Source organism: Amorphus sp. 3PC139-8 (genome assembly GCF_040750475.1).
GTDB lineage: Bacteria > Pseudomonadota > Alphaproteobacteria > Rhizobiales > Amorphaceae > Amorphus.
Map to the genome: position 1 here is coordinate 115,096 of NZ_JABJVY010000005.1, position 21,228 is coordinate 136,323.

19 protein-coding genes are annotated in these 21,228 nt (G+C 63.5%); 7 read left to right on the plus strand and 12 right to left on the minus strand.

All coding sequences use genetic code 11. The features are described 5' to 3' along the window. Positions 1–300: 300 nt before the first annotated feature. On the minus strand, positions 301–1,011 hold the full coding sequence (locus tag HNS03_RS07080; RefSeq protein ID WP_367194055.1) for a response regulator transcription factor: 711 nt from the start codon (positions 1,009–1,011) through the stop codon (positions 301–303). A gap of 103 nt (positions 1,012–1,114) precedes the next feature. Here HNS03_RS07080 and HNS03_RS07085 point away from each other — a divergent pair, with 103 nt between their 5' ends. Then, a complete protein-coding gene (locus tag HNS03_RS07085) occupies positions 1,115–3,223 on the plus strand; it encodes an ATP-binding protein (RefSeq protein ID WP_367194056.1) in 2,109 nt (702 codons plus the stop codon). A 166-nt stretch (positions 3,224–3,389) separates the two neighbouring features. Here the strand turns inward: HNS03_RS07085 and HNS03_RS07090 are convergent, their stop codons facing one another. From HNS03_RS07090 to HNS03_RS07105, 4 genes are all read right to left on the minus strand, one after another. Next, complete coding sequence (locus HNS03_RS07090; protein WP_367194057.1) at positions 3,390–3,848, minus strand: GNAT family N-acetyltransferase; 459 nt, start codon at positions 3,846–3,848, stop codon at positions 3,390–3,392. Positions 3,849–4,105: 257 nt separating this feature from the next. Next, entirely contained in the window at positions 4,106–5,422 is a 1,317-nt protein-coding gene (locus tag HNS03_RS07095) for a hypothetical protein (protein ID WP_367194059.1), read from the minus strand. Between the two features lie 247 nt (positions 5,423–5,669). Continuing rightward, complete coding sequence (locus HNS03_RS07100; protein ID WP_367194060.1) at positions 5,670–6,032, minus strand: PH domain-containing protein; 363 nt, start codon at positions 6,030–6,032, stop codon at positions 5,670–5,672. Positions 6,033–6,166: 134 nt separating this feature from the next. Beyond that, on the minus strand, positions 6,167–6,436 hold the full coding sequence (locus HNS03_RS07105) for an usg protein (protein ID WP_367194062.1): 270 nt from the start codon (positions 6,434–6,436) through the stop codon (positions 6,167–6,169). Between the two features lie 340 nt (positions 6,437–6,776). On the opposite strand from HNS03_RS07105, the gene groES reads away from it, so the two are divergent. From groES to HNS03_RS07120, 3 genes are all read left to right on the plus strand, one after another. Further along, entirely contained in the window at positions 6,777–7,091 is a 315-nt protein-coding gene (gene groES / locus HNS03_RS07110; protein ID WP_367194063.1) for a co-chaperone GroES, read from the plus strand. Between the two features lie 41 nt (positions 7,092–7,132). Further along, positions 7,133–8,767 (plus strand): chaperonin GroEL, encoded by a 1,635-nt coding sequence (gene groL, locus HNS03_RS07115; RefSeq protein WP_367194064.1) that lies wholly within the window; start codon positions 7,133–7,135, stop codon positions 8,765–8,767. A gap of 253 nt (positions 8,768–9,020) precedes the next feature. Beyond that, positions 9,021–10,409 carry a multicopper oxidase family protein gene (locus HNS03_RS07120; RefSeq protein ID WP_367194066.1) on the plus strand — a complete coding sequence of 463 codons (1,389 nt, stop codon included), beginning with the start codon at positions 9,021–9,023 and terminating at the stop codon, positions 10,407–10,409. Positions 10,410–10,457: 48 nt separating this feature from the next. Here the strand turns inward: HNS03_RS07120 and HNS03_RS07125 are convergent, their stop codons facing one another. The 7 genes from HNS03_RS07125 to HNS03_RS07155 form a co-directional block, all read right to left on the minus strand. Beyond that, positions 10,458–10,898, minus strand: coding sequence for an EVE domain-containing protein (locus HNS03_RS07125; protein ID WP_367194068.1), 441 nt, complete (start codon positions 10,896–10,898; stop codon positions 10,458–10,460). Beyond that, a complete protein-coding gene (locus tag HNS03_RS07130; protein ID WP_367194069.1) occupies positions 10,895–11,269 on the minus strand; it encodes a VOC family protein in 375 nt (124 codons plus the stop codon). The genes HNS03_RS07125 and HNS03_RS07130 overlap by 4 nt, the downstream gene beginning before the upstream one ends. A gap of 89 nt (positions 11,270–11,358) precedes the next feature. Further along, positions 11,359–12,063, minus strand: a complete 705-nt coding sequence (locus HNS03_RS07135; RefSeq protein WP_367194070.1) for a helix-turn-helix transcriptional regulator — start codon at positions 12,061–12,063, stop codon at positions 11,359–11,361. A gap of 57 nt (positions 12,064–12,120) precedes the next feature. After that, entirely contained in the window at positions 12,121–12,768 is a 648-nt protein-coding gene (locus tag HNS03_RS07140; RefSeq protein WP_367194071.1) for a CatB-related O-acetyltransferase, read from the minus strand. Between the two features lie 158 nt (positions 12,769–12,926). Next, the gene (locus HNS03_RS07145) at positions 12,927–14,636 is read right to left on the minus strand and encodes a sensor histidine kinase (protein WP_367194073.1); all 1,710 of its coding nucleotides are present in this window, start codon (positions 14,634–14,636) and stop codon (positions 12,927–12,929) included. Positions 14,637–14,943: 307 nt separating this feature from the next. Beyond that, complete coding sequence (murI, locus tag HNS03_RS07150) at positions 14,944–15,744, minus strand: glutamate racemase (protein WP_367194074.1); 801 nt, start codon at positions 15,742–15,744, stop codon at positions 14,944–14,946. After that, the gene (locus HNS03_RS07155) at positions 15,741–16,553 is read right to left on the minus strand and encodes an RNA methyltransferase (RefSeq protein ID WP_367194076.1); all 813 of its coding nucleotides are present in this window, start codon (positions 16,551–16,553) and stop codon (positions 15,741–15,743) included. Before HNS03_RS07155 ends, murI begins: the two co-directional genes overlap by 4 nt. A gap of 260 nt (positions 16,554–16,813) precedes the next feature. On the opposite strand from HNS03_RS07155, the gene HNS03_RS07160 reads away from it, so the two are divergent. The 3 genes from HNS03_RS07160 to HNS03_RS07170 all read left to right on the plus strand — a co-directional run bounded on the left by HNS03_RS07160 (position 16,814) and on the right by HNS03_RS07170 (position 21,209). Continuing rightward, positions 16,814–18,028, plus strand: a complete 1,215-nt coding sequence (locus tag HNS03_RS07160) for an NADP-dependent isocitrate dehydrogenase (RefSeq protein ID WP_367194077.1) — start codon at positions 16,814–16,816, stop codon at positions 18,026–18,028. A gap of 301 nt (positions 18,029–18,329) precedes the next feature. Further along, positions 18,330–19,232: a class I SAM-dependent methyltransferase gene (locus tag HNS03_RS07165; RefSeq protein ID WP_367194079.1), complete on the plus strand. Its 903-nt coding sequence runs from the start codon at positions 18,330–18,332 to the stop codon at positions 19,230–19,232. Between the two features lie 378 nt (positions 19,233–19,610). After that, positions 19,611–21,209: an ABC transporter substrate-binding protein gene (locus HNS03_RS07170; protein WP_367194080.1), complete on the plus strand. Its 1,599-nt coding sequence runs from the start codon at positions 19,611–19,613 to the stop codon at positions 21,207–21,209. Positions 21,210–21,228 lie beyond the last annotated feature (19 nt).

The following is a 21,228-nucleotide window of genomic DNA, read 5'->3' on the forward strand; positions in this document are numbered from 1 at the left end:
CCGGTTCGACCCTTGGCGGACTGCCGAAAAAGCAGATCACCTTGCCCCTCAACGCCTACGCTCAGCAAGCTTTACTATTCAAGGAGATATCTATCGTAAGTATGACAGAGAACTGAAAGCTATTTCATTTTTGAAAGATATGTTTCATTCTTCGCTTGTAAAATTTTTCTCAGACTTTTTACGCACACGAGGATGCTCATCGTCTGATCAACCCCTGGTTTTAGAGAGTGCCGAGGCCGTCGAGTTCGCGAAGAAACGGAGCGAGCTCAAAACGAACGCTTGATACGACCAGACGGGCTGTTAAGCGCCATCTGCCGGCAGACCTCCCTCGACGACGATCTCCTGGGTCGCGGAAAAGCCTCGGCCCTGCACCGTATCGATCGGCAGCGATGCTCCTGTCGCCTCTTTGACCTTGGTGCGCAGACGCGACAGGAGCGTGTCGAGATTCCGGCGGCTCCTTTCCGTATCCGCGTCGCCGAGCGCCCGCAGCGCCTCTTCGCGCGTTACGACACTAGAGGGACGCAGCGCCAAATAACTAACGAAGCGCGCCTCCCGGCGCGTGAGGGAGATGATGGCACCGGTCGGCGCGGTCAGTTCCATCTCGCGAACGCGATAGACCCAAGCCACGGCCGAAGCCGATGGATGTTCTGCCCGCTTTTTTCCCGCCAAGCTGGAAATAGCCGCCGAGAGCTCCTCCGGATCGATCGGCTTCGTCATGTAAATGTCGGCACCCGACCTGTATCCGTGTACGCGATCCTCCAACGCGTCCCGCACCGACATGATTATAATTTTAATATTCGAATTCTCTGATAAATACTCAACAATGCTGAAACCGTCGTAATAGGGAAGATTGATATCGACCACCGCGACTTCGAAAATGTCGGATTGCAATTTTTGATAGAAATCCACCGCACTTTCAGCCGCCAGGGTCGAGTGACCCATAATTTCGAGGCAATCCAAAAGACTGTTCTGCAAGTCGGCGTCATCTTCGACCAGGATGACTCGAGCCACCGGCCTCACCTCTCTTCCAATACGACTCGCCAAGCCTGTTGGCCGCAACCTAATCTAACCGCGCCAGGTCAACAAAAAGATTACGACTGAACGGAGCGCGCGCTTGCGCAATGATAAACAAACCAGATCGATAGCGTATCGGCTCGCGGCCTTCGTCCTGGCCGTTTCGCTTTCGCTCTTCGCCGCGGGCTCCGCGGCCGCCGAGGTGCCGCCGGTGCGGTTCGGCGCCGACAGTGCAGAGCACACGCTCTTGGGGCATGTCGCCATCCAGCGCGATCCAACGGGCCAGCGAACACTTGCGGATGTCGTGTTCGGGACGGATCGCCTCGACTTTGAGCCCGCACCCGGCTCTCTGCTCTTTGGCTATACCCGCGACACAATCTGGCTGAAGACAACCGTCCGCCTGCCGCCCGGATTTCAAGACGATCTCTATGTCTGGTTCCGGCCGAATTTTCTCGATTCCATCGAGGTCTATGCACCCACGACAGCTGATCCGCGCGCCGCATCGGATTTCCGCATGGTCCAACTCGGCGACCATAGCAAAGCGCAGCAGAACACCTTCAGCTTCCCATTCCAGGGGGCAAAGATCCCACCACCCAACACCGACACGTTCGAACTGTTCATTCGAATCAAGACCACAAGCTCGCTGATGCTTGAAGGTTGGCTCGGCAGCTACACGGCATTCTTGAAAAACGCGATTGCCACATCGGCTTTCTTCGGATTTTCTCTGACCTTTTTTCTCGTTCTATCGGTCATTATGTTCATCAACTGGCGGCTCTCCAAAGCCCCCATCCTGCTGATCTTCTCGGCCTTTCTATTTTCTCAGTCGGTCAACGTCCTGCCGCTGAGCGGCCTCGGGCTTCACGCGCTTGCCCGCACGCTCCCCGGATTGCAGGACCAAGTCACGCAATTCGCACTCATCATCTGCCACGCCCTCGGCTTGATGCTGCTCGCCGAGCAGACCGACATTCGCAAAGGCCAGCCGATCTTCCTTTGGATCTATCGACTGTCTCTTGGCTACGTCCTGCTTGGGCTGCCGCTCAGCCTACTTGGCTATTATCGCGAATTCATATTCCAAGAATTCTTCGTCATGTTGGTGATGTTTCTCGTCTTCACCTACAAGAACGTCGCCAAGGCCTTTCAAGAAAGAGACGACGCACGAACGGCTGCCATCGCCTGCATCGTCTACGCTTTTTTCGCAATTCCCTATCACGCCGTGCTGTTGGGCTTTTTCGTACCCACCACGCGCGTCGTCGGCCTGCTCCTGCTCGGCAATTTCGTGTTCGTCTGCCTGATGTCGGTCGCCCTCATGCAGCGGACGTCGGCTTCGGAACGTCTGCGCCGTGAAAGCGAGCTGCTTCGGATCTCAAGACAGGCGGAGCGGGCTGCGATGGATCTCGCCGCAAGCCGCACCGCGGAACTCGTGACGGCAAAAGAGGCCGCGGAACGGGCCCTTGCTCAGGAACGGGCAGCCCAGGCCGAGCAGCTCCGCTTCGTCGATGTGGTCACGCACCAATATCAGACCCCTCTCGCCGTCATCCGATCAAGCGTCACGGCGCTCCGCCACGCGATCTCCGGCCGTGATGACGCCAATCGCCGTCGGATCGCCCAGATCGACGAGGCGGTGCGCCGGCTTGTCGAGATCATGGATGTCTCGCTGCACCGAAGCCGCATGGATGGCTATGCGGGACGCGCCAATCGATCGCGGGTTCCGATCGTCGCCACCCTTACCGGCATCGTCCACCGGAGCCGCGCGTTGATGCCGGAGCGGACCATCGAGTTATCGACCAAGGGTATCGGCGATGCGGACGAGGCTGCGGTCGACCCCGACATGCTCGCGATTGCGCTCGGCAATCTCATCGACAACGCGGCCAAGTTCTCCCAAAAGCAGGACGCGATCTGCCTGTCCGCCTCCCTTCGTCCGGACGCGCTCGTTCTGACGGTGAGCGACGAAGGCATCGGCATTCCGGAAGAGGACATCGCCAAGGTCGGCCAACGCTATTTCCGCGCCTCCAACTCCAGCAGCGTGTTCGGGACAGGCTTGGGGCTGCACATCGTTCAGCAGGTCGCCGCCGCCCATGCCGGCTCCCTGGAGATCCGCAACCGGCCGCAACGCGGAACGATGGTGACGCTCACCCTATCGATCGAACCGGAAATCCGTGAGCCGCTTGCCGGCGAGGATGATCGCATCGCCCCCTCTCCCACCGCCTGAGCGGGCGGGTACGCCACCTCTGTGCTTGAAAGCGGAAACCGTTTCGCCGTCCGAAAACGCGTCGAAACAATAACTTGGAGCCGCTCCGCGCGTCCGAGGAAAACGGAGCGGGTCTAGGGTCAGAACCCATGCCCTCCGGATTTATGGGTCCTGACCCTCGAAGCTGTTAGTCAAGATCCTTGCGCATGGTGGCCATGCCTTGGCGGCGGCCAAGTTCTTCGTAGCCTGCCCCGTCATAAAGACGCATGGCCGGGTCGTTATCGGTCTCGGCCTTGAGCGTGATGGAAAGCGCGCCGAGATCGCGGGCAGCCTCCTCCGCAAGCTCGGTCAAAAGCTTGCCGGCCCCTCCGCGAACCTCTTCCTCCACGAAGACGTACACCAGATGTCGCACCTCGGGACCGATCCCGATCCGAAGCGCGAAGAAGCCGACCTCTCGTCCGCTTTCGTCCACGAGATAGAAGGAAGCGTCATCCGGCTCGTTCAGCCATTTTTCCTGCCACTCGAGCGGATCGAAGGGATGCTTGGCGTTCGGATTGACCAGGGCGAGATCCGCCTCCTCAACCAGCAGACGCGACAGCGGTTCAAGGTCGAAGGGCACGTTCGGCCTCACGGTCAGGTTCGGCATTGTTCAACTCGAAGATGGAACGGTCGGATTGGATGCGGCCGGACCCTATCAAGCTGAAACGACGGCTGGCCACCCGAGAGCCAAAAATAAATTGCCTCACAAGACCCCGGCCGGACGCAAAGCCAATGAACTTTGCCATCTAATATTACAACGGAATGCCATTGAGCGGCGATTTGGCATGCCGCATCGACCGCAAACCATATCGCACCAAGGATATATCTAGACCTCCGGCAATCCGCACCTGCCGTAACGGTCGATTACTGCTCCGCCGGTTCTTCCCCGAGCCGTGTGATATTCACCGTCACCGGCCCATCGCGGCCGCGCAGCTCCAGCACGGTTCCCGGCTTCACCGGAACCCGGACGGAGCTGTCGCCCGCAAGCGTGTAGACGGTTCCGTCGACCCGGATGCGGAACGGTCCGGACGCGTTCAGGAGCATACCGACGGCACCGCCTGCTGACGGATCGCGAACCGTCGTCCAGCTTGTGGAGACCTCCACCGAGCTTGCTTCGCCAAAGCTGGTGACGCGGAGGCTGTTGGGCGCCAGAAGGCTCATCAACCCCATCTGGTTGACCCAGTAGACTCCGCCCCCGATCGCACCGAAGAAGATGATGAGGACGATCAAAAAGGCGATCCATCCGCCTCGTCCGCGCCGCCGGCGTTCCCGGTAGGGCGTCGCCAGAAGCTCGTCCGCACCCGGCACGATCGCATGGTCATCCGCTTCGTCATACGCGTCGGCGTCGTCCCAATCCGTGTCCTCGACGGGCGGTGCCTTTCGGCCGCGCGGCGCCGGCTCGACCTCCGGTGCAACGCGGTGAGGGCCGTGTGCGCGGCGCTGGGCCGATGCCCGCCGCCGTCTGGCGCGCCGTCCCTCGCCTTCGGGGGCAACCGAGTCGTCTTTCACAGGGCGAACGGCGCGCGGGGCCTCGGCCTTCCGCTCCTCCGGCGCGTCGTCAGGCACGTTCGGCGCCTCGTGGGCCTGGTCCGGCTCCGGTGAGCCGCGGCGGCCAAGCTCTCCGACTTTGCGCGTGCGGGGGCGAGCCTTTTCGTCCCGATCGGGCGCTGAAACCTTCGGCTCGTTGCGCCGCGATCCGCGATTTTCACCCGGCCGGCCGGAACGCGGCGGACGCGGCACGGTGCGCAGCGTAGCATCGCGCTGTGGCTCTTCGCGCGGTCGCGACTGCGCGCGCAACGGCGGTGGCGGCGGCAGGCCCCAATCGTCATCGTCCGCGGGCTTCTGCTCCGGCTCGGGTGCCGGGGCCTGCGGCCCAGGCCCGAGATCCGGCCACTCGTCGGCTGCGGCGGGTGGCGGCGACGGCTCTGCCGGTGCCGCGCCGCGCGCCCGATCGTCGGGCTGGATCCGCCGCACGCCCTGGGTCGGAGGCGTCTCCGTCGACCCTTCAGGCACCGACTCGGGATGCGGCGACGTCGCGGCGCCTGCCGGAGCGGCCGTATCGGTGTCGGCCATCTCCTCAAGCGGAACGGCAGAGCGAAACGCGCCACAGTAGGGACAGCTCAGCACCGGGCGAATCAGCGGCTCTCCGCAGGCGCTACAGCGATATTTGGCTGTCGTCACCAAGTCGTCTCCCGTCCGACGTCCGTATTCAAGTTGACGCGTCCTGTCTGGATCGAACGACCCAAAGAACCGCGCACGACAAAGAGCGGCATCTCCCGATTAACGGTTTAGACCCACGATCCCTGAACATCTACGCCCAATAAGGGAAATGATATGGCAGGAGCGCATGTATGGTCGAAAGGACCACTGGCCGCAGTGCCTGTTTACCCCTGTAGAAGGCCGGATGCGCAGGCAGACTCGCGTACAATCAGGGCCGCATTGCCTGCCGCAGCCCGGCGGGATCCGGCAACCCCTTCATCTGGAGTTCCGGCGTATCGCCGGCCGTATAGACCCGCAAGGTTCCCGAATCGAGCAGGCGGTCGAGCAGCGACTGGTCGATCTTCACGGTCCGGATCGACGACAGCTCGATCTCGATATGCTCCTTGGAGATCAGGCCGCGATCGAGAATGACCCGGTCGTCGTCCACCGTCAGCGTGGTTGCGCGGTGGAACAGCCACCAGACCAGCAGCGCCACGATGCCGATCCCAACCGGAATCAACACGATGCACAGAAGGAAGGTGAGCGGGCGGCTTCTGAACATCGAGGGGTGGGCGGAATAGCGCACGGTCATCGGCGGGCATGGTCCTCTGGTTTCGCGGCAGACGTGTGGGTCTCGTTTACGGCGGAAACGAGACCTTATGCCACGTTACAGAGAACCATGTGCACCTGTCCGTGACCGCCGCGCGACAGCGACGTCCCGTCGAATCAGTTCAACAAGGACAGGCCGTCGACGCGGCGCCATTCGTGCGGCGCCACCAGCCGGCGATAGGCGACCTCGACCGAATGAAGCGGCCCTTCGAGCTCGCGCCGCCAGAAAGCGAGGAACCGGTTCAGCTCGGGAAATTCGGGAGCGAGATCGTAGTCCTGCCAGAGATAGGTCTGCAGCAGGGTCGGATGGTCCGGCATACGATACAGGATCTTCGCGGTGGTCAGTCCATAGCCATCCAGCTGGCGATCGAAGGCGAAATCGGTCATCGGGCTCCCTCTGGTCTTGTGGCCGATACCGAAATGGTGCATTGCAGCCGCGGCGATGGCAAGCCAGCTTCCGAAATTATGCCTTCTAAATCAGCAAGTTAGCAGCATTCCTCTACGACTGCTGCCAACAGCCCTCCCCGCCTCGCATGCGACATGACGCGGCTGTTAGCACTTCCCACTAGCGAGTGCTAAAAATTTATGGCAGGTACCTTGATACCGGTGAGCGATCATCCCATCTCACCGACCGCACGGGGGAGCGTGCCGCGATCGGACGCCCTCCCCGTGAGGAGGAACTTGGTTCACCAGTTACAATCGCATCTGGTTCATGGAGGAACAGATCATGAAGTTCCGGCCGCTTCACGACCGCGTGGTCGTGCGCCGCATCGAGTCCGACACCAAGACCGCCGGCGGCATCATCATACCCGACACCGCCAAGGAAAAGCCGCAGGAAGGCGAAGTCGTCGCCGTCGGCCCCGGCGTCCGCAACGAGGCGGGCGAGCTTGTGGCCCTCGACGTGAAGGCGGGCGACCGCGTTCTGTTCGGCAAGTGGTCGGGCACCGAGGTGAAGATCGACGGTGAGGATCTCCTGATCATGAAGGAATCCGACATCATGGGCGTGCTGGAAGGCACCGCCGCCGCCAAGGCCGCCGCTTAAGCGCGCCTGGTCCACGCAGTCTCTCAACGGAGAACAAAATCATGGCTGCCAAGGAAGTTAAGTTTTCCACCTCCGCTCGCGACAAGATGCTGAAGGGCGTCGACGTCCTCGCCAACGCGGTCAAGGTGACGCTGGGCCCGAAAGGCCGCAACGTCGTCATCGAAAAGTCGTTCGGTGCGCCGCGCATCACCAAGGACGGCGTGACGGTCGCCAAGGAAATCGAGCTTGAGGACAAGTTCGAGAACATGGGCGCCCAGATGGTCCGCGAGGTCGCCTCGAAGACCAACGATCTGGCCGGCGACGGCACCACGACCGCGACGGTTCTCGCCCAGGCGATCGTCAAGGAAGGCGCCAAGGCGGTCACCGCCGGCATGAACCCGATGGATCTCAAGCGCGGTATCGACCTGGCGGTGGAAGCCATCGTCACCGAGCTGAAGTCCAAGGCCAAGGACATCTCCTCCAACGACGAGATCGCCCAGGTCGGCACCATCTCCGCCAACGGCGACGTCGAAGTCGGCCGCTTCCTGGCCGAGGCGATGCAGAAGGTCGGCAACGAGGGTGTCATCACCGTCGAAGAGGCCAAGTCGCTCGAGACCGAGCTCGAGGTCGTCGAGGGCATGCAGTTCGACCGCGGCTACATCTCGCCCTATTTCGTCACCGACGCCGACAAGATGCGCGTCGAGCTCGACGAGCCTTACCTCCTCATCCACGAGAAGAAGCTCTCCAACCTGCAGGCGCTGCTGCCGGTGCTGGAAGCCGTCGTGCAGTCCGGTCGTCCGCTCCTCATCATTGCCGAGGACGTGGAAGGCGAGGCGCTCGCCACCCTCGTGGTCAACAAGCTGCGTGGCGGTCTGAAGGTCGCGGCCGTGAAGGCCCCGGGCTTCGGCGATCGTCGCAAGGCCATGCTGCAGGACATCGCCGTTCTGACCAATGGCACGGTGATTTCCGAGGACGTCGGCATCAAGCTTGAGAATGTGACCATCGACATGCTCGGCAAGGCCAAGAAGGTGTCGATCTCCAAGGACGAGACCACGATCGTCGACGGCGCCGGCGAAAAGTCCGACATCGAGGCCCGAGTCAACCAGATCAAGGCCCAGATCGAAGAGACCACCTCCGACTACGATCGCGAGAAGCTGCAGGAGCGTCTTGCGAAGCTCGCCGGCGGCGTCGCGGTGATCCGCGTCGGCGGCGTCACCGAGGTCGAGGTGAAGGAGAAGAAGGACCGCGTCGACGACGCCCTGCACGCCACGCGCGCGGCGGTCGAGGAAGGCGTCGTTCCGGGCGGCGGCGTCGCACTGCTTCGCTCGCTCAAGGCGCTTGAGGGTCTTTCTCCGGCGAATGCCGACCAGAAGGCCGGCGTGGAGATGGTCCGCAAGGCCGTTCAGGCCCCGGCGCGCCAGATCGCCCACAATGCGGGCGAGGACGGCTCCGTCATCGTCGGCAAGATCGTCGAGAAGGACGATTTCGGTTGGGGCTGGAACGCCCAGACCGGCGAGTATGGCGACCTCTTCAAGATGGGCATCATCGACCCGACCAAGGTCGTGCGCACCGCCCTGCAGGACGCCGCCTCCGTCGCCTCGCTCCTGATCACGACCGAGGCCATGGTCGCGGAGAAGCCGAAGAAGGATGCCGGCATGCCGGCCATGCCCGGCGGCATGGGCGATATGGACTTCTAAATCCAAGGAGGCGGCCGGCGACCCGGCCGCCTACCAGACGGAAGAAGGCGCGGGAGCCCCTCCCGCGCCTTTTTTCGTGTCGAACTGAAAGCGGGAGAGCCAAGATCCCATTCAGCTTGGCCCCGTGCGTCAAAAGATGTCATTGCGCTCGAACAGCGTCGTTTTACCGTCCGACGCGGAAACGACGAATATTAGTTTAGAGAATTTAAAATAAATTCTCCGCCGAATTCATGAAAACAAGGGCCTCGAAGCGATGACGATCACGCGAAGGAACCTGATCAAGGCAGGCGGGCTGCTTGCGGCCTCGGGGGCGGGCCTGGGTGTTCTGGGCGGCTACCGGGCCGTCTGGGCAGCGACGCCAATGGAGCTGCGGGCCCGAAAGACGGACGCGGTCATCGATGGCGCCTCCGTGACCAAGGACGTACTGACCTGGAACGACGGACCCGAGCCGCCGGTGATCCGGGTTCGGCGCGGCAGCCGCTTCGCCGCACGGCTGGTCAACACGCTGGAGGAACCCACGACCATCCACTGGCACGGGCTGAGGATCGACAACGCCATGGACGGCGTGCCCTTCCTTACCCAGCCCTACGTCTATCAGGACGACAGCTTCGACTATGCCTTCTCCCCGCCCGACGCCGGCACCTTCTGGTACCACCCCCACTGCAACACGCTGACGCAGATGGGCCATGGGCTTGCCGGCCTCTTCATCGTGGAGAATCCGGACGACCCGACCTTCGACGATGAAATCGCGCTCAATCTTCGCGATTGGCGGCTCGACGGAAAGGGTCGCTTCATCGCCCAGTTCAAGCCGCGCGATGCCGCCCGCTCCGGCACGTTCGGTACGGTGCGCACGGCGAATTGGAAGGTCGCGCCCCAATATGACGCGCCGGCCGGCGGGTTGGTTCGGCTGCGCATCGCCATCACCGATGTCACGCGGATCTACGAGTTCGCTTTGGAAGGTGCCGAAGCCAAGGTGGTGGCCATCGACGGCAATCCCGTCCCCGTCACCGTTGACTTCGACACCATGATGCTCGGACCGGGGCAGCGGCTCGATCTCATCGTTCGCATGCCCGACGCGGAAGGCGCGACCGCCCGGCTCGTGAACAACCGCACCACCAGTCCCTACGAAATCGCGGGCTTTCGAGCGGTCGGGCAGAGCCTGAAGCGCGATCTGCGCGAGGTCGGCGTCCTGCCCGCAAATCCGGTTGCGGAGCCCGATCTCGACAACGCGGCGATCCTTCCGCTCGAGCTTTCCGCCACGGCGGAAGCCGCTCCGGCCACGGAAAGCTTCTGCGGCTCGCTCGGCTACAATTTCTGGGCCATCAACAAGGTGCCCTGGTCCGGCGACAGCCCCGATCCGCACGAACCGCTCTACGAGCTGAAGCAGGGCAAATCCTACATTCTGGAGATGGCCAACCGGACGCCGCACATCCATCCGATCCATCTTCACGGCCTGTCCTTCAAGGCCTTGGAATCGACGGAAGGGCATGTCCCGGCGAACTACACCGACACCTATCTGATCCGCCCAGACGAGCGCGTGCGACTGGCGCTCAAGGCCGACAATCCCGGCGACTGGGTGTTCCACTGCCACATCATCGAACACCAGAAGACCGGCATGACGGGCTTCTTCCGGGTGACCTGACGCCTCCGGTGCGGGAGCATCCCCCGCACCGACTGCCGTCGTCGCCCATCAGCCGGTCGGAGGATGCGCGCCCATCGCGGCGGCGATGACATCCGCGTCGCCGCTCTCGATCGCGAACGCACCGAAGCGGAATTTCCAGCCCCAACCCGTCCGTCCCCGCGTAAAAGAGAGGCGATCGAGAATCGGCCTGATCGGCGCGTGCGCGCTCGGCCACCAGTCGACGTCGCGGCGGAAGGGCCAAAAGCCCGGCCCCATCTCCACCTGGTAAGGCGCCCCCTCACGCAGCGTCCCTATGGCCGTGAAGGCTTGGAGCCGGTCACGGCCGTGAAAGGTCGTGGTCGGCGAATAGCAGATCACGCGATCGCCGGCCGCCATGCGGCGCAGCGGCGCCACCTTGCCATGACACGCCTGGACGATGCCAAGCGCCTGCCCGGTGGAAACGTGCTCCGCCGACGCAACCACGATCCAGGCGCCCTCCTCCGCGCTCATGCTCCGTTCGCGCGGGCATAGACGCGCAGCCGATGGCCATCGGGATCGTGAACCATGAAGCTCCGCCCGAAACCCAGATCCGTCGGGGGAAACGCGATGCCGACACCCTTGGCCGTCCATGCCTGGCAGATCGCGTCGATGTGCCCCGCCTCGGCAACCTGAAACCCGATTTCCGACCCGACGCCGCCATGCTCGGCCGGCGGCGTCACCGCGTCGGACCGCCATAAGCCGAGTTTGAGACCGGAAGGAAGGGCGAAGAGCGCGAAGCCGGGGCTTGCCTCCAGCGCCTCCAGCTCAAGCACGCGAGCATAGAAGCGCACACTCGCTTCGACGTCGGTCACATAGAGAATGATGATGTTCGTGTCGCTCACGGCGATCTCCTCATGCGAATGGAACACGAGGCGGACGCTAGCGGGCTAAACTGCCAATTTCTGTCAGCAATATGCAGCGAAGGCGAAGATCACGCTTCCTTCGCGTCGGTCTTGCGCGCCTTCAGCGTTTCTCGCCAGGCCTTGGAAAGGGTCGCGCGCCGGCGCGGATAGCGCGTGTCCTGAGGGACTGCGGAGGCGATGCGATCGGTGCGGAAATGTCGAAAATCCTGGCGCATCTCGCACCAGGCGGCAAGCACCCGCACGCGGTCGAAGAAGGCGAGCGCGATCGGCCAGACGACGCGGTCGCTCGCCGCGCCGCTCTCGTCGCGATAGGCCAGCGCGAGCTTCCGCTCGTCGCGAATGGCCGCACGCAGGACGGCGAGGTCGACCGTTTCGGCCGGACGCTCCATCCCCGGCCCGACCACGAGACCGGTCCGATCGAGTTCGTCCCGCAGATCGGCCGGTAGCACCGTAGCGATGCGCGCGAGCGCGCTTTCAGCGGCTTGGCCGAGCCGCGCGTCGCCCCGGTCGGCCACCCAGCGCGACCCAAGCACCAGCGCCTCGATCTCCTCGGCGGAAAACATCAATGGCGGCAGCAGAAAGCCCGGCTTCAAGACATAGCCGACACCGGGCTCGCCCTCGATCGCCGCGCCGAGCGCCTGCAGGCTGGCGATGTCGCGGTAGAGGGTGCGCAGGCTGACGCCGAGTCCATCGGCCAGCACCTGGCCGCTCACCGGCCGTCGGTGACTGCGCAGCAGATCGAGAAGATCGAACAGGCGTTCGGAGCGCGACATATCCCAGCATGCCACGCTTGTGCCGTCAGATTATGGCAGCATCATTCCGGCGAACCGCTAACCTTCGCGAACCCGCTCGGCCACCCGCCGCAACGCATCGATATCCCCGCCGGAGATGATCCGGTGGTTAGCCTCTATGACCTCCGCCGGCCAGTCCCACCAGCGGATCTCTTGAAGGGCCGCGATGGTCGGCTCGTCGAAGCGCCGGCGGACGGCCTCGGCCGGGTTGCCGGCGACGATCGTGTACGGCGGCACGTCTCGGGTGATCACCGAGCGGGCCGCGCAGATCACACCGTCGCCGATCGTCACGCCCGGCATCACCAGACAGTCCACTCCCATCCACACATCGTTGCCGATGACGGTGTCGCCCTTGCGCCCGGGAATATCGAACAGCGCCAGAATGTCGTCCCGGCTCATGTCCGGTGTCAGCATGAACGTCGCGAACGGATAGGTGGAGAAGCCGCTCATGTCGTGGTTGGCGGAGCTGGTGATGAAGCGCACGCCGTGGGCGAACTGGCAGAACTTACCGATCACCAGCTTTTCCGGGCTAAGCGGAAACAAATAGGGCGCCATATAGGCGGCATAGTCCGGCAGCACCGCGAAGTTGTGGTAGTAGCTGAAGTCGCCGACCGTAATGCGCGGATGGTCGATGACGGCCTTCAGGTGCACGGTCTGTTCCACGACCATGCCGTCGGGCATAACCATCGGATTTTTCTTATTGGGATCGAGACGGGCCACGGTCGCTTGTCCTCTGCCGCCGGCCGGATTGCCGAGGCGAGAGAGATAGCGAAATCGCTCCGGTGCCACCACCTGGCACCGTCTCTTTTCAGGCGGACTGTGCCCGTCCGAACACGGGCGTCTCGTCATGAGGCCGGGCTGCGCTCCCCAGCATCGCCCTTTTCGCCCTTCCGCGCCTGCCACTTCAACGCGTAGGCCGGCGCACTGACCTGCCAGACGAACCCGTCGGCAAGATAGTCCAGCTCCACTTCGGCCCCGAACGCGGCCGTCAGATGACGTTCGATCACGGTCGTCCCAAAACCCTTCCGGCTCGGCGCTTCGACCGGAGGCCCGCCGACTTCGCGCCAGCGGATGGTGATGCGCCCCTCGCCGGCCTCGCCTGCAGGACTTTCCGACCAATCGATGAAGACCTTGCCGTCCGGCACGGACCAGGCACCGTATTTCACCGCATTGGTGGCGAGCTCGTGCAGCGCCATGCCGATATTCTGCACCGCTTCCGGCTTGAGCGGGAAATCGACGCCGGAGATCTTCAGCCGCTCCTTGGTGTCGGTGAACATTTCCAAATGGCTGACCACGAGCTGGGTCATGGAGACCCGGGTCCAGTTCTCCGCCGTCAGCAGATCGATCGAGCGCGACAGGCCCTGCAGGCGACCGCTCACGGCGACCTGGAACTCATCCAGCGAGCTGCTCTGGCGCGCGGTCTGGCGCAACATGGCCTGAATGACGCTCAGCAGGTTCTTGGTGCGGTGCGCAAGCTCCCGCATCACGAAGTGCAGCCGGTCCTCCGCCTCCGAGCGGTCGAAAGAGGCTTCGGAGAGCGCCATCGAGACCATGTCGGCCTCGACGATGCGGGTGGAGACCGGCGACACGATCTCGCCGCGTCCCATGCGCTGGGCCATGTCGGCGATGGAGACCACGGAGTTGCGCATCTGCCGACCGAGCAGGATGGCGCCCCCGATCGAGATCAGGATCAGGACCACGCCGCCCAGGATCAGGAACCGCCAAACCGAGATCAGCGAAGCCTGCGCCTTCTCCACCGGCCCGGCGACATAGACCGTCCAGGCTCCGCCGGAGACCCTGGAATAGCCCGCCAGCACGTTCGATCCGGCAAGGGACGTACGGATCGTACCGCTGTAGCCGAACGTCTTCGACAGGATCTCCTGCTCGTAATTCTCGCCGGGGTCCTTGTCGTCGCTCGCCGCAATGATCCGGCCGGCACCGTCGACCACAACCGACGACCACCCTTCCGGCAACCCGTTCGGCTCGATCAGACGGCCAAGGGTTCCGACATTCTGGGTCAGGATCAGCGCCGCCCCGACATGCCGCAGCTCTTCGGGGAGCGGCATCGTGACGTTGAAGACCCAGTGCCCGCCAGTCCGCCCGAAAAACACGTCGGAGACTTCGATCTGACCGGAGTCCAGCGCGGATTCCAGCGACGGCTGATTCGACATCGGCTGGAGCTCGGAGCCGTAAGGCGTACGGGTGTTCAGGATCTGCTGCCCGTTTTCGTCGACCAGCAGCAGGAACATCGCCCCGGACCGCAGCACCGATTGCGTCCGGTTGTGAAAGGTCGCGAGATCGCCGTCGGCGAGCTCCTGGGCGGTGGCAAGCAGGCGCAGCGTCACCGTCATGTCGTGGAGCTGACGATCCACGGCGGCCGACAGCGCCTGGGCATCGCGCACGGTGCGCCGCTCCAGCGCCTCGCGCTCGCTGCGCTCGAGCTGATCGAGGAGAATGACGACAAAGGCCAACATCGGAAGCGCGACAGCAACCACCATCGCGATCAGATAGAAGCCGATCGTGGCCTTCGGCAGTCGACGGAAGGACCGTTTCAAAACGCGCTATACTCCGCCTGGGGTGAAACCACCAGTAAGCTTCTGACTCGTTTGGATCTTTTGAATTCGACATTTGCGATGCGGCCGCGCCGCGAACGGGGCTCAAATGTCCAATTCGATCCACTCGTCTGGCGGTGCGGTGGCGACGGGCGTCGCTTGGCCGAAGCCGTCCAGGATCGGGCATAGCCTTGATGCAGTGACGGCGAAACCGGATCAATCATGCTGGGGGACGTCCGCATTTTCATCATCGCGGCCGCAATTAACTAAGACATATCGGCAAGAGGAAGACGACGACCATTCACCGATTTCAGCCGGCGACATCGATCGCCTTGCGCCCCGCGACGATCCGCGCCACGTCGTCCGCCCGGTCGCGACCGCTGGTAAAACGCGCCGCGATCGCGAAACGTCCGGACGCAGCCGGCGTCTCGCCGGCTCGGCCGAGAACCATCGCGACCCGGCGCGCGATCGCCGGCGCCGGATCGATCCAATCGACCGGCCATGGTGCCAGCGATCCGAAGATGTCGAGAAGCAGCGGATAGTGCGTACAGGCAAGCACGATCGTATCGGTCCGCCCCCGCACCGCCTCCACGAAGCACGGCGCGATCTCCCGGCGGACATCGTCGACCGGCACCACTCCGGTGGTGGCGTAGGTCTCGGCCAGCGCCGCCAGATCCGGCGCGCCGACGAGCGTGAAATCCGCCCCCGCGCCATGGTGCGCGATCAAGTCGCGGGTGTAGTCGCGGGCCACGGTCGCCGGTGTCGCGAGCACGCTGACCAGGCCCGAACGGGACCGCGCGGCTGCCGGTTTGACCGCCGGCACGGTGCCGACCACGGGGATCGACAAGGCAGACCGCAGTGCTGGCAGCGCGATCGTGGAAGCGGTGTTACAGGCCACCACGACGGCCCGTGCGCCGTGCTCCGCCACTTGCGCGCCGACCAGCGCGACAATTCGCTCCACCAGCCGAGTCTCGTCCGTCCAGCCACCATAAGGAAAGCCGGCATCGTCGACCAGGTAGACGAACCCCTCGTCCGGCAAAAGCTCGGCGATCGCGGCAAGAACGGTGGTGCCGCCGAGGCCGGAATCGAAGACGAGGATCGGACCGGTCATTCCTCGCCGTCGTCCTTTGTCGCGCGATCGCGGATCGGCCGACCGCGCCGGCCCTCCAGATGCGCCACGACGCCGCGCAGTAGATGAACCTGGGTCTCGGTGAGGCCGGCATCCTGCAACAGCGTGCGCAAGTTGCGCACCATCACCGGGCGCATTTCCGGCGGACGGAAATAGCCGGTGGGCTCCAGCGCCGCCTCCAAATGCTCAAACAACCCGACCAGTGCCTGTTTGGAGGCTGGCGGCGCCGTCGGAAACGCCTCGAACGGCAGAGCGGCCCCGGTCGCCTGCCGCCGCCACTCGTAGGAAAAAAGAAGCACGGCCTGGGCGATGTTGAGCGAGGCGAAGCGCGGGTCCACCGGATAGGTCACGATCGCATCGGCGAGCGCCACCTCGTCGTTGTTGAGGCCCCAGCGCTCGCGACCGAACAGAATGCCGGCGCGGGTGTCGGCGGGAAGCGCCAAGGCGCGCGCCGCCGCCCCTTCCGGCCCTAGCACAGGCCGATGGAAGCCGCGCGCCCGGGCGGTGGTGGCGAGCACCAGGCCGAGATCGGCGATTGCCGCCTCGGTGGTCTCAAACACCCGCACCCGCTCGATCACGTGCGCAGCGCCGGAGGCGGCCGCGACCGCCTTCTCGCTTGGCCAGCCATCGCGCGGGTTCACCAGCCGCAGATCGTCGAGGCCGAAATTGGCCATCGCACGGGCCGCAGTTCCGATATTCTCGCCGAGCTGCGGCTCGACAAGCACGACGGCAGGCGGAACGGCGGTCGCGGGTTCGGCGGAATCGTCGGTGGAGGCAACGGAATCGGACATGGCCGGGATCATAGCGATCCCAATCGTGGCGGAAAGACGGTCGCTCCACCGTAGTCCACCTCTCCTCTCAGGAAAGCGCCAGAATCCGCAAAGGAGAGGCGTTCGCAGCGGATTCGCGTCGTGCGTTTCTTCACATTTGCGAAGTCATGACCTAGAAGGACGGCCGTACCCATAGTTACAGCGTGCGATCGGCCGGCCGTGCCCTTTCCGCCGGCGGCGCGGTCCCTCCCTCAGGCCTAAAATCGAAGGTCCGTTCCACGATGGCAAAGATCAAAGTCGCAAACCCGGTCGTCGAGCTCGACGGCGACGAGATGACCCGGATCATCTGGCACTACATCAAAGAGAAGCTGATCCACCCCTATCTCGACGTCGACCTGGAATATTACGACCTGTCGATCCAGAAGCGGGATGAGACCGACGACCAGATCACGGTCGATGCGGCCAACGCGATCAAGAAGCACGGCGTCGGCGTGAAGTGCGCCACCATCACGCCGGACGAAGCCCGCGTGGAAGAGTTCGGCCTGAAGCGCATGTACCGCTCGCCGAACGGCACCATCCGCAACATCCTCGGCGGCGTGATCTTCCGCGAGCCGATCATCTGCCGCAACGTCCCGCGCCTGGTGCCGGGCTGGACCAAGCCGATCATCGTCGGCCGTCACGCCTACGGCGATCAGTACCGCGCGACCGACTTCAAGTTCCCCGGCAAGGGCAAGCTGACCATCAAGTTCGTCGGCGAGGACGGCCAGACGATCGAGCACGAAGTGTTCGACGCGCCGGGCTCCGGTGTCGCGATGGCGATGTACAATCTCGACGAATCCATCAAGGACTTCGCCCGGGCCTCCTTCAACTATGGCCTGATGCGCAATGTCCCGGTCTACCTCTCCACCAAGAACACCATCCTCAAGGCCTATGACGGCCGCTTCAAGGATCTGTTCCAGGAGATCTTCGATGCCGAGTTCAAGGCGGAGTTCGACAAGAAGGGCCTGACCTACGAGCACCGGCTGATCGACGACATGGTCGCGGCCTCGCTGAAGTGGTCGGGCGGCTATGTCTGGGCCTGTAAGAACTATGACGGCGACGTGCAGTCCGACATCGTGGCCCAGGGCTTCGGCTCGCTCGGCCTGATGACCTCGGTTCTGATGACGCCGGACGGACAGACCGTCGAGGCGGAAGCCGCCCACGGCACGGTCACCCGCCACTATCGCCAGCATCAGCGCGGCGAGGAGACCTCGACCAACTCGACCGCCTCGATCTTCGCCTGGTCGCGGGGCCTCGCCCACCGCGCCAAGCTCGACGACAACGACGATCTGAAAACCTTCGCCGAGACGCTGGAGAAGGAAACCGTCGGCGCGATCGAAGATGGCTACATGACCAAGGACCTGGCCCTGCTCGTCGGTGCCGACCAGTCCTGGCAGTCGACCACCGGCTTCCTCGACACGGTGTCCGATCGCGTCGCGAAGACCATGGGCATGTAGGCCCTTTCAAATACTGAGCGATACGAAGGGCCCTCGCCGCCGGCGGGGGCTTTTTTTGTGTGCTTAGAGCGTTTCCAGGCCAAGTGGAAACCGGTTGGCCGTCCGGAAACGCATCGAAACACTACCTTAGACCCTCCCTATGTGTCCGAGAAAAGCGGAACGGGTCTCGCCCACGCGGGCACCGAACGACGGAGATAATTCGCTCAGCAAGAGCGCGGCACTGGAAATGGACAGCCGGCCGGAAATATGGTCCGAAAACGATGGGTGGATTGCCACCGCGATCGAAAGGGGAGATGGACCGATGAGCGAGCGCAGCGCATTCAAGCCGGTTGACCGCGAGACGGCGGGCACGCTCTCGGCGGCCGAAGCGATCCAGTATCACTACGACAACGAGACCCGTTTCTTCTCGTTGTTTCTGGATAAGACCCTCTCTTATTCGGCGGCGCGCTTCCACGTGCCCAACAAGGCCGAACCGGCCCTCGACAATCTCGAGGACGCGCAATGGGCCAAGATCCGCTTCCATCTCGACGCTCTACAGTTGAAGCCCGGAGCGCGCATTCTCGATGTTGGCTGCGGCTGGGGGGCGATCCTGGCGGCCGCAGTCACCGAATATGAAGGTCGCGGCGCCGTCGGCCTGACGCTGTCGAAGGACCAGCGCGACTATATCGAAAGCCGCGATCTGAAGGGCGTCGAGGTCCGACTGGCCGATGTCTATGAAGCAGAGCTGGATGGTCCGTACGACGGCATCGTCTCCGTCGGCGCGTTCGAACACTTCGCCCGCCCGGCCATGGACAAGGCCCAGAAGATCGAGGCTTACACCAAGTTCTTCGAAATCTGCCACGCCAACTTGATGCCGAATGCTCTCGTTTCGCTTCAAACCATCGTCTGGGACACGCCGACCTTCGAAGAAGCCAAGAAGTGGATCCCGGAAACCGTGTTTCCGCAGTCCGACATCCCGTTCATCGACGAAGTGGTGACGGCGAGCCACCCGCTGTTCCGGCTGGAATATCTGGAGAACCGGCGCGAGGACTACATACTCACGCTCGATCAGTGGGTGAAAAACCTGAAGGCCAAGAAAGACGAGATCGTCGCGGAGTGGGACGAGGAGAAATACACTTTCTTCGAGCACTATCTGCGCAATTCCAAGCTCGCCTTCGCCCGGCGCAAGAACGCCCTTTCGCGTTTCGTGCTGCGGCGGCGCTAGACAGCGTTTCCAGGCCAAGTGGAAACCGGTTGGCCGTCTGGAAACGCGTCGAAACAAGAACCTAGATCCGCCCCGCAAGTCCGAGAAAAGCGGAACGGGTCTAGGTCATGAACCCATAAATCCAGACGTTCCGGGCGGAGAAGACGCCGGCTCCGCGAACGGTTCGGCAGCGTCTCGCGGCCGGGCGTGTCGATTGGTGACGGCGCGCAAGCGGAGGAGTAGTCTTTTCCCGCAACGCCGCGCGTTCGCGAGCCGACTTCAGGGTCAAATGCGACCAACCGACGCTCTCGCTTGGTCGTGTTCTTGCGATTGGCTCCTCCGTTCGCGATGCGACAGATCGGGCAAGACCTGCCCGCTTGCACCTTGGGGAGCCTTTACATGCCGTCGTTCAAGATGTCCCGCCGGACCCTGCTGCAGACAGGAACCGCCCTTGCCGGTACCACGCTCCTGCCGCGCTTCGCTTTCGCGCAAGGTGGCGCCGGGGGCCGCTTGGTCGTCGCCGCCGATTCCGAGCCGCGCAACCTCAACCCGGCCATGGTTGCGTCCAACAGCGTCTTCTTCATCTCCAGCAAGGTGATCGAGCCGCTGGCCGAGGCCTCCTACGACGGGCTTTCGCCCCGGCTCGCCGCGAGCTGGGAGGGCTCGGAGGATGGCTCCACCGTGACCTTCAAGCTGCGCGACGGCGTGACCTGGCACGACGGCAAGCCGTTCACCTCCGCCGACGTCGCCTTCTCCGCGATGGAGGTCTGGAAGCCGCTGCAGAATATCGGCCGCTCCGTGCTTGCCAACCTGGAGAGTGTCGAGACGCCGGACGACACCACCGCCGTTTTTCACTTCTCCAAGCCGATGCCGCTGCAGCTCATGCGCAACGCGCTGCCGGTGGTCACCTCCGTGCTGCCCAAACACCTCTATGAAGGCAGCGACATTTCGGCCAATCCGGCCAACACCAATCCGGTCGGCACCGGGCCGTTCAAGTTCGGCGAATACAAGCCCGGCGAATATTATCTCCTGACCAAGAACGACAGCTATTGGGGCGCAGGCGAGCCCAAGCTCGACCAGATCATTTTCCGCATCCTGCCCGACCGTGCCGGTGCGGCGGCAGCGCTCGAGGCCGGCGAAATCCAGCTCGCTGCCTTCTCCCAGGTGCCGCTGGCCGAACTCTCGCGGATCAAGGACGTGCCGGGTCTCGAGGTCATCACCAAGGGCTACGAAGACCTAACCTATCAGTTGATCATCGAGATCAACCACCGCAACGAGATGCTGTCGAACTTGAAGGTCCGCCAGGCGATCGCGCACGCGATCAACAAAGCCTTCGTAGTCGACACCGTGTTCCTGGGCTATGCGGAGGCCGCCACCGGTCCGGTGCCGCACAATTCCAAGGAATTCTATAACCCGGACGTGCCGACCTACGCCTTCGACGTCGACAAGGCCAACGCGCTGCTGGACGAGGCCGGCTATCCGAAGAAGGACAGTGGCACCCGCTTCTCGCTGCGGCTGTTGCCCGCGCCCTATTTCTCCGAGACCCGCGGCTTTGGACAGTATCTGCGCCAGGCGTTGGCCGCCGTCGGTATCGAGATCGAGATCGTCAACAACGACACCCCGGCCCATCTTACCGCGGTCTACAAGGACCACACCTTCGACCTCTCGGTCGGGGCCGCCGTGTTCCGTGGCGATCCGGCGATCTCCACCACCATCCTGGTCCGCTCCGGCATCCCCGACGGCGTGTTCTTCTCCAACCAGGGCGGCTACGCCAACGAGAAGATCGACGCGCTCATCGACGAGGCGCTGGTGACCGTCGACACCGACAAGCGCACCAAGCTCTATGACGAGTTCCAGGTGCTGGTGGTGGAGGACCTGCCGCTGATCAACGTGGCGGAATGGAGCTTCACCTCGGTCGCGAGCGACACCGTGGAGAACATCGCCAACAACCCGCGCTGGGTCGTCTCCAACTGGGCCGACACGGCGCTGAAATCCTGACCGGACAGGTGCTCGCCAG